Origin of the sequence: Frigoribacterium sp. CFBP 8754, assembly GCF_014841815.1 — a bacterium.
Lineage (GTDB): Bacteria > Actinomycetota > Actinomycetes > Actinomycetales > Microbacteriaceae > Frigoribacterium > Frigoribacterium endophyticum.
In genome coordinates this window covers 51,885-64,652 of record NZ_JACYUO010000007.1, presented here as the reverse complement: position 1 = coordinate 64,652, position 12,768 = coordinate 51,885, and the positions used below count along the sequence as shown (strand labels likewise).

14 protein-coding genes are annotated in these 12,768 nt (G+C 73.3%); 2 read left to right on the top strand and 12 right to left on the bottom strand.

Going from position 1 to position 12,768, the window contains the following annotated elements; genetic code table 11:
• Positions 1-98: 98 nt before the first annotated feature.
• Both IFT72_RS14445 and IFT72_RS14440 read left to right on the top strand, forming a co-directional pair.
• Positions 99-1,475, top strand: coding sequence for a hypothetical protein (locus tag IFT72_RS14445; protein WP_192046843.1), 1,377 nt, complete (start codon positions 99-101; stop codon positions 1,473-1,475).
• Between the two features lie 260 nt (positions 1,476-1,735).
• On the top strand, positions 1,736-2,533 hold the full coding sequence (locus tag IFT72_RS14440) for an isocitrate lyase/phosphoenolpyruvate mutase family protein (RefSeq protein WP_167261551.1): 798 nt from the start codon (positions 1,736-1,738) through the stop codon (positions 2,531-2,533).
• Positions 2,534-2,585: 52 nt separating this feature from the next.
• Here the strand turns inward: IFT72_RS14440 and IFT72_RS14435 are convergent, their stop codons facing one another.
• From IFT72_RS14435 to IFT72_RS14380, 12 genes are all read right to left on the bottom strand, one after another.
• Entirely contained in the window at positions 2,586-3,065 is a 480-nt protein-coding gene (locus tag IFT72_RS14435; RefSeq protein WP_185230973.1) for a DedA family protein, read from the bottom strand.
• Positions 3,066-3,256: 191 nt separating this feature from the next.
• Entirely contained in the window at positions 3,257-4,432 is a 1,176-nt protein-coding gene (locus IFT72_RS14430) for a YihY/virulence factor BrkB family protein (protein WP_197981552.1), read from the bottom strand.
• A gap of 159 nt (positions 4,433-4,591) precedes the next feature.
• Positions 4,592-4,894 (bottom strand): DUF3618 domain-containing protein, encoded by a 303-nt coding sequence (locus IFT72_RS16210; protein ID WP_192046842.1) that lies wholly within the window; start codon positions 4,892-4,894, stop codon positions 4,592-4,594.
• Positions 4,891-5,301, bottom strand: coding sequence for a phage holin family protein (locus IFT72_RS14420; RefSeq protein ID WP_185230969.1), 411 nt, complete (start codon positions 5,299-5,301; stop codon positions 4,891-4,893). The genes IFT72_RS16210 and IFT72_RS14420 overlap by 4 nt, the downstream gene beginning before the upstream one ends.
• A complete protein-coding gene (locus IFT72_RS14415; RefSeq protein WP_056058699.1) occupies positions 5,294-5,698 on the bottom strand; it encodes a hypothetical protein in 405 nt (134 codons plus the stop codon). Before IFT72_RS14415 ends, IFT72_RS14420 begins: the two co-directional genes overlap by 8 nt.
• A 96-nt stretch (positions 5,699-5,794) precedes the next feature.
• The gene (locus IFT72_RS14410; RefSeq protein WP_192046841.1) at positions 5,795-7,210 is read right to left on the bottom strand and encodes a glycosyltransferase 87 family protein; all 1,416 of its coding nucleotides are present in this window, start codon (positions 7,208-7,210) and stop codon (positions 5,795-5,797) included.
• A gap of 156 nt (positions 7,211-7,366) precedes the next feature.
• Positions 7,367-8,278 carry a prenyltransferase gene (locus tag IFT72_RS14405; RefSeq protein WP_056058691.1) on the bottom strand — a complete coding sequence of 304 codons (912 nt, stop codon included), beginning with the start codon at positions 8,276-8,278 and terminating at the stop codon, positions 7,367-7,369.
• Positions 8,275-8,703, bottom strand: a complete 429-nt coding sequence (locus IFT72_RS14400) for a lycopene cyclase domain-containing protein (RefSeq protein WP_192046840.1) — start codon at positions 8,701-8,703, stop codon at positions 8,275-8,277. Before IFT72_RS14400 ends, IFT72_RS14405 begins: the two co-directional genes overlap by 4 nt.
• The gene (locus IFT72_RS14395; RefSeq protein ID WP_192046839.1) at positions 8,700-9,041 is read right to left on the bottom strand and encodes a lycopene cyclase domain-containing protein; all 342 of its coding nucleotides are present in this window, start codon (positions 9,039-9,041) and stop codon (positions 8,700-8,702) included. Before IFT72_RS14395 ends, IFT72_RS14400 begins: the two co-directional genes overlap by 4 nt.
• A complete protein-coding gene (gene crtI, locus IFT72_RS14390) occupies positions 9,041-10,753 on the bottom strand; it encodes a phytoene desaturase family protein (protein ID WP_371741308.1) in 1,713 nt (570 codons plus the stop codon). Before crtI ends, IFT72_RS14395 begins: the two co-directional genes overlap by 1 nt.
• The gene (locus IFT72_RS14385) at positions 10,750-11,664 is read right to left on the bottom strand and encodes a phytoene/squalene synthase family protein (protein ID WP_185230962.1); all 915 of its coding nucleotides are present in this window, start codon (positions 11,662-11,664) and stop codon (positions 10,750-10,752) included. The genes crtI and IFT72_RS14385 overlap by 4 nt, the downstream gene beginning before the upstream one ends.
• Positions 11,661-12,731 (bottom strand): polyprenyl synthetase family protein, encoded by a 1,071-nt coding sequence (locus tag IFT72_RS14380; protein WP_371741307.1) that lies wholly within the window; start codon positions 12,729-12,731, stop codon positions 11,661-11,663. The genes IFT72_RS14385 and IFT72_RS14380 overlap by 4 nt, the downstream gene beginning before the upstream one ends.
• Positions 12,732-12,768: the final 37 nt, after the last annotated feature.

Below are 12,768 nucleotides of genomic sequence, written 5' to 3'. Positions count from 1 at the left end.
GAGGCCGATCGACGGGCGGGTGAACGACGGGTGTCGCCTCCGTGCGCGGCGATGTCGGAGGCCTCCGCCAGGCTGGTGACAGCGAGACGGAGGACGAGATGGCTGACGGGGAGAACGTGGGGCGCCGGTTCGACGACCGCACCGGCGAGGTGGTGCTCGACGCGGTCATGAGGTGGCCAGAGTGGGTGCACCGGCGCGTCGAGAGCGTCCAGCCGCTCGAGGGGGACCGAGGGCGCATCCGCCACTCGATCGACTGCACGCCGCCCCCTGACCCTCGTCTCGCGTACGACCCGGGCGACCGGCGGCGACGGCTGAGCCGCGTCGAGGGTGACGCCCTGGTGCCCCTGGCGATGGTGGCGAAGGGGCCGATGCGGCAGTTCGACGCCGTCGGGAGCGACGGTGCGGCCCTGCCGCTGCTGACGATGAGCGACGGCCGCGAGATCGCTCTCCACGTGCTCCGGTGGGCTCTCGGTCGTGAGGGGATCCTGCCCGGCCCCTCGATCGACAGGGCGCTGAGAGCGATCGTCGGTCCCCGAGGGCCGCGGCTCACGGCCCAGATCGACGCCCTCGTCACCGGGGGCCGCTGGGGCGCCGACAGGCTCTGGGGCGACGGCGCCGTCAGCCTCGAGCTCAGTGACCTCATCCGCGACCTCGGCAGCAACTTCCTGCTGGTCGCACTCGTGCCGGCCACGCAGCTGGGCCGACGCCAGGTCGTGAAGTTCTCCTTCCACTGGAGCGTCCAGCTCCCCGCCGACGCCTCGGTGGGCGCCCGTCTCGCCCGCCCCCTGGCGGCGTTCGGGCTCAGGACGACGACCCTCGCCGTGCCCATGATGAACGCCTCGGACACGGAGTCCTACCACCTGGAGTTCCGGACACCTCCCGAGCTGGACTGCATCTCCCTCTCGCTCGCCGGGTCGTCGTCCGAGACCGCCACGGACACCTCGGGTCAGGCGATCGCCCACGCACACGGTCGGTTCGAGACCGGACACGCGGCCACCGCGGAGGTCGAGCTGCTGGTGCGACGGCGCGGAGCCTGGCGTGCCACGTGGGGGGCCGCCGTCGTGACCGCGATCGTCTCCGTCCTCGCCGTGGCGCTGCCCGGCGCGGCCGAGGTCCTCCGTGACAGCGGCAACGGGGGGTCGGCGCTCATGCTGGCGGCTCCTGCACTCCTCATCGGGCTCGCGGCCGCACGCCGGGAGAGCTCGCTGTCGTCGTGGTTGCTGAGCCCGCTGCGGTCGGTGACGATCGGCTTCGCGCTCGGGCTCTTCGCGATGGCGGGCAGCATCGTCGGTGGCCTCACGTCCCCGTGGATCGACCTGCTCTGGTGGGCGATGGCGGCCGTCTCGTCGGTCGTCGCGCTCGTGCTGTCGTACGGTGCGGTCTCTGCCTCCGCTCGGCGTGCACGAGCGGTCGCGAGGTACCCTGTCCCTGACCACGAACGCACCCCCGAGGGAGAACGACATGTCGACCGCTGACGCTCGCACGCCCCAGCCGCAGAAGTCCGGCCCGTCCGTTCGGTGGGGAACGGTCAGCAGCATCGCGGGTGCCCGCACCGGCACGACCTCACAGTCCACGAGCGCAGCGGCGGCGAACCTCCGCAGCACGTCGTCGCGCGTCGGCAAGGGCCGCAGGGGCTGACTCCGACTCGTCGGGGCGTCCGCGGAGCTGCTGCGCGCCTCCTGACCGCCCGGCCGGGGGCTGGTGCCGCCCAGCCGGGGCTGCTTGGCTGGGGGGCATGTCCATCTCCACCACGGCCGAGAAGGCCGACCTCCTCCGCTCGCTGCACGTGCCGGGCGACCCGCTGATCGTCACGAACGTCTGGGACAGCATCACCGCCCGCGTCGTGGCCGGCGCACCGGGCGTGAAGGCCCTGGCCACCGCCTCCCACTCGATCTCCGAGGCGCACGGCGTCGAGGACGGCGAGGGGCTCGACGTCGACGAGATGCTCGCCGCCGCCCGGATCATCGTCCGCTCGGTCGACCTGCCCGTCTCGGTCGACTTCGAGAAGGCCTACGCGACCGACGCCTCCGGCACCTTCGACAACGTGTTCCGCCTCATCGAGGAGGGCGCCGCCGGCCTCAACCTCGAAGACAGCATCGGCCAGGCCAAGGCCCCGCTCTACGACATCGACACCCAGGTCTCGAAGGTCGCCGCGGCCCGCCGCGCCGGTGACCGCGCGGGCGTGCCGATCGTCGTCAACGCCCGGGTCGACGCCCTGGCCGGCGACCCTGACAGCTTCGACGACGCGGTCACCCGCGCCAACGCCTACCTCGACGCGGGAGCCGACTGCGCCTTCGTGCTCGGCCTCGGCACGGAAGACCTCGTGAAGCGCGCCCTCGACGAGATCCACGGGAAGATCAGCGTGATCTCGGGGCCGACGTCGGTGCCGCTCGCCCGCCTCGCCGAGCTCGGCGTCTCGCGCGTGAGCTTCGGGCCGATGTCGATGGGCCTGACGCTGTCGCACCTCCGCGACGCGGCGACACGCCTCACCGCCCGCGAGGAGTACCCGGCGGAGCTCGGCTTCTCGTTCTGAGCCGCGCCCAGACCGGGTGACGCCCGGGAGGGCTGATCCACTCCGGAGTGGATCAGCCCTCCCGGGCCCGACGCCGTCGCACCGCGAGCACCGCGACCGCGACCGCTGCCACGCCCCCGAGCAGCACCAGCACGACCACACCGGCCGGCGACCCCGCCACCGAGCCGACGACCGCCCAGAGCACCGCGAACCCGACGGTGGCGTAGATCAGCGCCCACGCCGCGCACCCGGGCAGCATCGCGACGAGGTACACGGGCCACCGCATCCTCGACGCCCCCGCGGCCGCGTTCATCACGGTCTGCAGCCCCACGGTCAGGAAGCTCAGCGTGACCGCGGGAGGCCCCCAGCGGGCCAGCACCCGCGACGCCCGCGCGACGCCCGGCCCGTCGACCCAGCGGCCCCACCTCGTCGAGGCGGCTCCTCGTCGCGCGCCCCGCGCCAACCAGTAGGTCGCCTGGGCCCGGCAGACGACGATCGCGAACAGCGCCGCCACGAGCCCGCCGAACGGCAGGCCGGCCAGGCGCTCGAGCACGGTGCCCCCTCGGGTGACGCGGTCAGGTCAGGTCAGTTCGCGCCTGGTCTGTCCAGGTCACGTCGATGCTAGGTCGACCCGCCCGGGAGGCGCCCGGGACGGACGACGACCGAGGGCCCCTGCACGACAACTGTCGCTCAGAGGCCCTCGGTCGAGAGAGATCGGGCACCGGTCACGCCGGCCCGGGCGCCTCAGCTCCGGTCGCGCCGCTCGCGGCGCTCCTTCCCGTCGGGCAGGGCGTCGGCGTCGGCGTCGGGCCGGTCGTCGTCCGCGGGGCGCTCGCGGCCCTCGCGACGCTCGCGCGCCTCCTGCTCGGCGATCGACGCGGCCGCGGCCTGCCGCAGGCGCATCCCGTCGAGCTCGTCCTGCGCCTCCTGGGCCTTCTTCTTGTCGCTCTGCTTCGTGTCGCGCGGCGGCAGCAGGATGTCCTTCTCCGCCTCCATGCCGGCCTGCAGCTCACGGCCGCGCTCGATCTCGGCGTCGAACTCGGCGCCGAAGAGCAGGGCGTTGTTCGTGATCCAGAGCCAGAGCAGGAAGACGATGACGGCACCGAGCGAGCCGTACGTCTTGTTGTAGTTCGAGAAGTTGCTCACGTAGAAGCCGAAGCCGACGCTGGCGATCATCCAGATGGCGATGGCGAGCAGCGAGCCCATGCTGATCCAGCGGAACTTCGGCTGCTTGACGTTCGGCGAGAAGTAGAAGAGCACCGCGACGACCACCACGATGATGACGAGCAGCACCGGCCACTTGACGATGCCCCAGACGAAGACCGCCGTCGAGCCGAGGCCGATCACGTCGCCCACGGCCTGGGCCACGTCGCCGCTCAGCACGAGGATGAGGCCCGCGACGACGACGAGCACGACCGTGACGGCCGTGATCGCGAGGTTCGTGGGGCGCAGCTTCCAGATCGGTCGGCCCTCGTCGATCTCGTACACCCGGTTCATGGCACGGCCGAAGGCCCCGACGTAGCCGGACGCCGACCAGAGGGCACCGAGCACGCCGACGACGAAGGTGATCCCCGCCGCGGGCGACATGGTCACCTCGCGGATCGGGTCGCGCAGCGTCTCGGCGACCGAGCCGCCGCCGAGCTGGGTGAGCAGCTGGAGAACGGTGTCCGTGGTCTGCTCAGCCTGGCCGAAGAGGCCGAGCACCGACACGATCGCGAGCAGCGCCGGGAAGAGGGCGAGCACGGCGTAGTAGGTGAGGGCCGCCGCCAGGTCGGTGCACTGGTCGGAGGTGAACTCGCGGAGGGTCTTCTTGAGCACGTAGCCCCACGAGGGCTTGTGCAGGTCGTTGGGGCTGTCGGGCTTGCGCGCGTCGTCGGGGTCGGGAGCCTGCTGCTCGCGCTCGGTGCTGCTCTGCGCCATGGTGTTGTCCTTCGTTCTGGGGGACGCCCTGGGGTGAGGGGTGCCCACCAGCGCGACGGGGCAGCCGTCAGGCGGGGGGCTGGAGGTGGGGTGGGGGAAGGAGAGGGAGATGCTGGAGTCGCGGCGCCGGTCAGCGCCGCGACTCCCGCACCCGGGGCCCTAGCGTCGAGCGATCCGCACGACGCCGGCCACGACCGAGGCGAGTCCGACGACCCCGGCGACGCCCGCGGCCACCACGGGCCGCGGGTCGTCGTGCCAGCGCCGGGAGACGCTGTCGCGGAGGCGGCGGGCGTGCGCCGGCACGCTCAGCTTGTCCTCGATCGCGTCGAGGGTGCGGGCGAACTCCTCGCGGGTGCGCGCCACGTCGAGCTCGAGCTCGGGGATGCTCGGGGCGGACTCGTCGGAGCCCGCACCGTCGCCGAGGCGACCGTCGCGGCGGTCGCCGGAGTCGTCCCGGCTCACGAGCCGGTGCCCTTGAGCGCGGCGACGTCCGCCTTGACGTTCTCGACGGTCTTCTCCGGCACGGGCGGCACGCCCTTCTTCAGCGCCTTGACTCCGAGCAGCGCGAGGACGGCCGTGACGACCAGCAGCACGCCGGCCACGATCAGGGCGGCGAGCCATGGGGCGACGACCGTCGCGAGGCCGAGGATGCCCGCGGTGATGAGCACGGCGAGCAGGAAGAAGCCGAACAGCGCGGCCCCGACCAGCAGGCCCGCGCCGACGCCGGCCTCCTTGAGCTTGGTGGCGAGCTCCTTCTTGGCCAGCGCGATCTCGCCGCGGATCAACCGCGAGATGAGGTCGGGCAGGCTGCCGAGGAGCGACCCGAGCGACCGCTTGGTGCTCTGGTCAGGTGCCTTGAGGTCACTCACCGGCGTTCACGCCCGGGAGCGGGCCCGAGCCGGGCTCGCCCTTGCCCTTGGCGCCACGACCGGCGTCCTTGACCGCGTCGGCAGCGTCCGAGGCCTTGGACTCGGCCTTGTCGGCCAGCGCGCCGACCTTGTCCGCGACGTCGGAGTCGCCCGACTTCGAGGCGACCGACTTGGCCTTGGCGGCCGCGTCGCCCGCGACCTCCTGGATCTTCTTGCCGACCACGGGGGCGTTCTCCTTGACGAAGCCCTCCGCCTGCTGGACGGTCTTCTGCACGTTCGGGTTCTCCCACAGGCTCTCGGCCTGCGACTTGATCTTGACGTACGCGCCACGGCCCGCGCGGGCGCCGAGGACGTAGCCGACTGCCGCTCCGGCGACGAAGAGGATCTTGCCCTTCATGAGTGCTCCTTGGGTCAGACCCGCTCACGGCGGGTGTCGAGATGTCTGGGGACCACGCTGGCACGTTCGCGCCCGGGCCGACCAGATCCGCGACTCCTACCGCTCGTGGTCGAGCACCCGGGCCTCGGTCGCGACGCCCGCGGCGACGCCCCGGTCGGGCGGGAGCAGGCCGAGGGCGCGCCGGAGGGTCCAGCCCGGCAGCCCCGCCGCGGCGAGCGCCGCCTCCATCAGCCGGACGACGCACCAGCCGAGCAGCGCGACGACGATGGCGTTGCGCGCCGCGAGCGCCAGCACGGCGGCGGGCTGCAGGTCGATCAGCTCGCGGTACATCACCGGGAAGACGAGGGTCGTGAGTCCGGCCGCCCACGCGGTCAGGCGGGCCGGCACGCGGAAGAGGTCGGGGCGCTGCGCGAGGCCGACGGCCACCACCGGGGCGATCCAGAGCATGTACTGCGGCGAGCCGACCTTGTTGAACACGACGAAGGTCGTCGTCAGGGTCAGGGCGCCGAGCAGCACGAGCTGGACCTCGTCGCCCGAGGTCGAGCGGCGGGCCCCCGGCAGTCCGAACGCGGCGACGGCGAGCAGGGCGAGCAGCGCCAGCACCACCCCGAGCATGAGCTCGGTGCTGCCGTTGATCGCCCAGGTGTCGCCCGGCCCCATGACCTCCCGGGTCGCGAGGGCGACGTTCTGGTAGACGGACGCCCCCGGCACGCGGAGCATGGCCATCCACACCCACGGGGTCGAGAGCGGCGCCTCGAGCTGGAGGCCGCGGCTCGACTGGGTGCTGATGAACGTGTCGATCCGGCTCAGGCCGCCGCCGAGCGCGACGGCCGCGGCGACGCCCGCCGTCACCAGGAGGGCGGAGCGCACGACCGTCGAGCGGCGCCGCGAGGCGACCATGACCGCCGCGATCACGGCCGCCGGCCAGACCTTTATCCACGTCGCGCCGGCGAGCAGGAGGCCCGCGACGCGGGGGCGCCGGGCGAGCAGCACCAGGGCCATGAGCACCATGGGCGCGCTGAACCCCTCGAGGCGGAGGAAGGCCACCGGGCTGAGCAGGAAGAGCACGAGCAGCCACCACCAGGCGGCCGGGGTCTCGACGGTGCGGCGGCCCCGGTCGGTCAGCACCCAGAGCGAGACGCCGTTCAGCAGCGTCAGCATCACCAGCCAGACGAACTGGTACATCGACTCGCCGAGCACGTTCGGCAGCACGATGGGCAGCAGGGCCCCCGCCGGGTAGACCCAGGTGAAGTCGAGCACCGGCCACGACCCCGAGCTCAGGGCGTCGGTGGCCCAGGTGCGGTACAGCGGCAGGTCGCCGCTCACGCCGCCGGAGAGCATGAGGGGCGTCAGGGCCAGGAAGAGCGCGGCGTGCAGGGCCACGAACGTCCACCACAGCCCGTGCGGGTGCTGACGCACCCACCGCCGCCGGGACGCCAGCCGGCCGGCCAGGTCGCGGAGGGCGCGCGCGGGCCGCCGGCGCTCGGGGGTGCGGGAGGTCTGCGTGCTCACGGGCCGAAGATACGGCCAGGACCTTTCGCCCGGGTGAACTCGGGGCCACATCGGTCCGATCTCATCCGCGCGACGGAGCGGCCCTCCGCCGATCGGCCGTCCGACCCCGCGGGTCGGCGACGCCGCCGGTCGGCCGAGCCCCCGGGGAGTCGCGGGTCAGCCGAGCGCGACCCACCAGATCAGCAGCATGGTCACCACGAACCCCGACACGAAGTTCAGCGTCAGGAACCGCTTCCACCCCCGGTTGACCCCCTCCGCGTCGGCGTCGGCGACGTTCCACCACGGCGCGCAGCTGATCGCGTAGGCGACCGGGAGGAGCGCGGCGAACGGCCCCGGGGTGTCGGTGAAGGTCATCAGCAGCGCCGCGAGCAGGTACGCGACGACCGAGAGCCGCACGGTCGTGCGGGCGCCGAAGACCGTCGCGATCGACGCGATGCCGCCCTCGCGGTCGGCGATGACGTCCTGCACGGCCCCGAAGGCGTGGCTGGCCGTGCCCCAGAGGAAGAACGCGCCGAGCAGGGCCCACAGCGCGGGCGTGACGTCGGCCCCGGCGAGCACGAGGCCGTAGACGGCGGGGCTCACGAAGTGCGTGCTCGAGGTGACCGAGTCGACGACCGGGCGCTCCTTGAAGCGCAGGCGCGGGGCCGAGTAGGCGACGACGGCGAAGACGCTGACCGCCAGCACGAGCCAGCTCAGCGGACTGCCGACGGCGACCAGGAAGACCAGGAAGGGCACGTTCGTGACGACCGCCGCGACCAGCGTGGGCCGGTGCATGCTGCGGTCGAGCAGCGCCCCCTCGACGCCGCCCTTGCGGGGGTTGCGCAGATCGCTCTCGTAGTCGAAGACGTCGTTGATGCCGTACATCGCGAGGTTGTACGGCACGAGGAAGTAGACGGTGCCGACGATCGCGACGAGCCACGGCACCGCGGTGACGTCGTAGCTCGTGCCGCCGTCGGGCGTGCTGCTGCTCGCGGCGCTCAGCAGGTAGGCGGCGGCGAACGGGAACGCGGTGTTGATCCAGCTGAGGGGTCGCGACGACCAGGCCAGGGCGCGCAGGGTGGCGATCACCGCGACTCCTCCGGTCCTGCGGCGGGCTGGGCCGGCCGCACCGGCCCAGCCCGTCGGGCCGGTCGCTCGAGCGACGGCTCGCGGGCCGGGCGGCGGCCGCCGAGCAGCGTCCAGACGCTCGGCAGCAGCACGAGCGCCGCGACGGAGTAGGCGAAGTCCTCGAGCGGGGCGACGCCGAGCTTCGCGCCGCTGATGCGGGACTCGTCGTAGCCGACCAGGCCGACGCCGATCATGACGTTGTCGAAGACGGCTGTCATCACGAGCAGCACGACGGTCGTGAGCCCGGCGGCGCGGACGACCTCGGCGCGGTCGCGGGCCCCCGAGGAGGCGCGCCCCCGTGCCCGGAGCCGGTGCAGCAGCAGCGCCGCGGCCGCGGTCACGGCCACGAGCCCGAGGAAGACGGCGTTCACCGCCCAGTACGTCACGCGCGCGCCCCCTCGCGGCGGGCGGCGAGCGCCCCGAGCGCGAGGCGCGCCCCGGAGTGCAGGTTCATCGTCAGCCAGCAGAGCAGCACGAGGAAGAAGACCTCCTCGAGCGGCAGCTCGGGCGCCAGCTGCACGCCCGTCATGAACGACGTCTCGCCGCGGAAGAAGATGCCGAGGTCGATGCCGACGACGTCCCAGACCAGGAAGAAGGCGACGCCGACGAGCAGCGTCACCGCCGCGCGCCAGCCGTCGCGCCAGAAGAACAGCGTGAAGCGGCGGTCGAGCGCCGCCATGCCGGCGAGCGAGATCAGCAGGGCGACGAGGTAGGCGGCGCCCATCAGGCCGTTCCGGCGGCGGCCGGCGCGGCGGGGGCCCCGGCCTCGGCGGCGGGCTCGGGCAGCGGCTCGGTGCTCGTGTCGCCGCGCATGTTCTTGAGCAGCACCTCGGCGCTGATCAGGCACATCGGCAGGCCGATGCCGGGGCGCGACGAGCCGCCGACGTAGAACAGGTTCCGCACGTGCTCGGAGGTGTTGCCGGCGCGGAACATCGCGCTCTGGTCGAGCGTGTGCGCCGGGCCGAGCATGCTGCCCTGCCAGGCGTTGACGTCGTCGACGAAGTCGCGCGGCCCGCGGGTGCGCCGCAGCACGACCCGCGACGCGAGGTCGGGCACGCCCGCCCAGCGGCTGATCTGGTCGATCACCTGGTCGGCGAGGCGCTCGACCATCGGGTCGCCGTCGCCGTCGACGTCGCCGCGGCCGAGCGCGGGGTCGGCGGGCAGCGGCACGAGCACGAAGAGGTTGGTCTGGCCCTCGGGCGCCGTCGACGGGTCGATCGTGCTCGGCTTGCAGACGTAGAGCGACGGCGGCTCGGGGATCCGCTTGTCGTCGCCGAAGATCCGCTCGAAGTTCTCGTGCCAGTCGCGGGCGAAGAACAGCGAGTGGTGCTCGAGCTCGGGCAGCTCGCCCTCGACGCCGAGGTAGACGAGCAGGGCGCTCGGGCCGGGGTCGCGGCCGTGCCAGTACTTCTCGTCGTAGGTGCGCAGCGAGCGGGGCAGGAGGCGCGTCTCGGTGTGGTGCAGGTCGGCCGCGCTGACGACGGTGTCGGCCTCGAGGGCGTGCTCCGCGCCTCCCGCGTCCGTGTACTCGACGCCCGTGGCCCGCGCCGTCGGCACCCGCGGGCGACCCCGTCGGGGCGCGGGGTCGGCCTCGACGGCCGTCGTGATGCGCGTGACCGAGGCGCCGGTGACGATCGTGACCCCGGCGTCGCGGGCGACCGCGGCGATGCGCTCGATGACCGTCGTCAGCCCGCCCTGCGGGTACAGCACCCCGTCGTCGAGGTCGAGGGTGCTCATCAGGTGGTACATGCTCGGTGTGCGGAACGGCGACGAGCCGAGGAAGACCGCGGGGTAGTCGAGGATCTGCTTGAGGCGCGGCTCGCTGACGGTCTTCGACGCGAAGGTGTCCAGGTCTTGCAGGAGGAGCCGGGCGAGCTTGGGCAGCCGCACGACGACGTCGCCGCGGAGCAGCGGCGACACGCTCTCGAAGCTCGTGTAGAGGAACCGCTGCTTCGCCATCTCGTACGTGTCGCGGGCCGAGCGGAGGTAGCGGCGCATCCGCTCGCCGCTGCCGGGCTCGACGCTCTCGAACAGCGCGACGTTGCGCTCGAGGCCGAGCGGCACGTCGATCGGGGCCGGGTCGTCGTCGCCGGGCTCGGCGCCCGGCTCGAAGAAGACGCGGTAGCCGGGGTCGAGCGCGACGAGGTCGAGCTGCTCGTCGGCGCTCGTGCCCATCAGCCTGAAGAAGTGGTCGAAGACCTCGGGCATGAGGTACCAGCTCGGGCCGAGGTCGAAGCGGAAGCCGTCGCTCGCCCAGCTGCCCGCGCGGCCGCCGACGGCGTCGTTCTTCTCGAGCACCGTGACGTCGTGGCCCTCGCGGGCGAGCAGCGCCGCCGAGGCGAGGCCGCTGATGCCGCCGCCGATCACGACCACCCGGCGGCCGTGCCGCTCGACCGTCGTCGCGCCGGTGGTGGACTTCAGCCAGGGTGTGCTCACGAAGGGGCTCCGTCGGTCGGGGTGGTGCTCGGGGTGCGGGCGGGCGGCACGGCCACGACGCGGCCGACCGCGGCGCCGGCCGCGATGCGCAGCTTCACCGGGTTCGGCACGCGGACGCGCGCCCGGATCAGCGAGGAGGCGGGGGTCGCCTCGAGCCGTCGGTTCAGCTCGGCGAACAGGCCGTGGGCCAGCGCCACCGCGCGCCGCGACGACGCGGGCAGCACGGGGATGATCTCGCCGGCGACCCGCAGGTCGTCGTCGATGTCGTCGACGAGCCGCCGCTTGGTCGCCTCGTCGAAGGTGTCGACGTCGACGCCGGGGAAGTAGCTGCGGCCCAGGTGCTCGAAGTCCGCCGCGAGGTCGCGGAGGAAGTTGACCTTCTGGAAGGCGGCACCGAGACGGCAGGCGCCCTCGTCGAGGGCGGCGCGCGTGCTGGCGGGGTAGCCGTGCCCGACGAGGAAGGCGCGGAGGCACATCAGGCCGACGACCTCGGCCGAGCCGTAGATGTACCGACGGAACGACTCGTCGTCGTGCTCGCGGGCGCTGAGGTCGGCCCGCATCGAGGCGAAGAAGGGCCGCGTGAGCTCGGTGCCGAAGCCCGTGGCCCGGGCGGTGCGCGCGAAGGCGTGCACGACGAGGTCGGAGCTGAAGCCCTCCGCGAGCGCCCGCTCGGTCGTGGCCTCGTAGTCGTCGAGGCACCGGCCCGCGGCCTCGACGTCGAGCCCGGCCTCGGCGGCGGGGCCGTCGACGATCTCGTCGGCCACGCGGACGAGCGCGTAGACGTTCTCGACGTGCTGCCGCACGTCGGACCCGAGGAGGCGCGAGGCCAGCCCGAAGGAGGTCGAGTACCGGCGGATCACGCCGGCCGCGGTCTGGTCGGCCACCGCGTCGTAGAGCGAGAGGCCGGTCACCGCACGCGCTCCAGGACGGTCGCGACGACGGGGGTCAGGGCCTCGCGGAGCGCGTCGCCCACGGCCGGGCCGTCGAGCACGGCGAGCGCGCGGCGGGCGTGCTGCTCGACGAGGGACTCGGCGAACGCGCGGGCGCCGCACGCCTCGAGCCGGGAGCGCACGTGCTCCGCCTCGGCCTCGGTGAGGTCGGCCTTGCCGATGAACGGACGGATCGCGAACCACTCGTCGGTCGTGGCCGCGTGGGCGACGATGACGGTGCGCTTGCCCTCGCGGAGGTCGCCGAGGGTCGTCTTGCCGGTGTCGGCCCCGAGGCCGAAGACGCCGAGCAGGTCGTCGACCACCTGGTAGGCGACGCCGACCTCGCGACCGAACTCGCCGACCGCGTCGACGACGGCGTCGGGGGCGCCGGCGAGCACGGCGCCGGCCTGCAGCGGGGCCTCGAACGAGTAGACCGCGGTCTTGGCGCGCTCCATGTCGAGGATCTCGGCGACCGTCGGCACCTCGGGCGAGAGCGACAGCTCGACGTCGACCATCTCGCCGCCCGCGCTGACGAAGATCGCCTCGTCGAGGATGTCGAGGAGGCGCGCCCGCACGCCGCCCTCGCACCGGACGTCGAGCAGCAGCCGGCTGGCCCCGGCGAGCGCGAGGTCGCCCGCGATGACGGCGGCCGACATGCCGCGGTGCTCGGCGGCGGGGGTGGGGATGCCCGCCGTCGTGGCGGTGTCGCGGTAGCTGCCGGAGACGTTGGGGATGCCGCGGCGCGAGAAGTCGCGGTCGATGACGTCGTCGTGGACGATCAGGGCCGTGTGCAGCAGCTCGAAGGAGGCCGCGACGCCGGCGACGGCCTCGTCGTCGGTGCCGCCGAGGGCGTCGTAGGCGGTGAAGACCATGCGGGGCCGGAAGCGCTTGCCGCCGACCGTGTTGCGCTCGAGCACCGACCAGAGCTCGACGTAGCGACGGCCCACGAGCGCGGCCCGGCGCTCGGCCAGCCGGAAGAAGTCGTCGAGGACGACCTCGACACGCTCGTGTCGGGCGCGCGCGCCGCCGCGCAGCTGTTGAGCGTCCACAGAGGGCAGACTACCTCCCATGGAACTCGGCGAACGC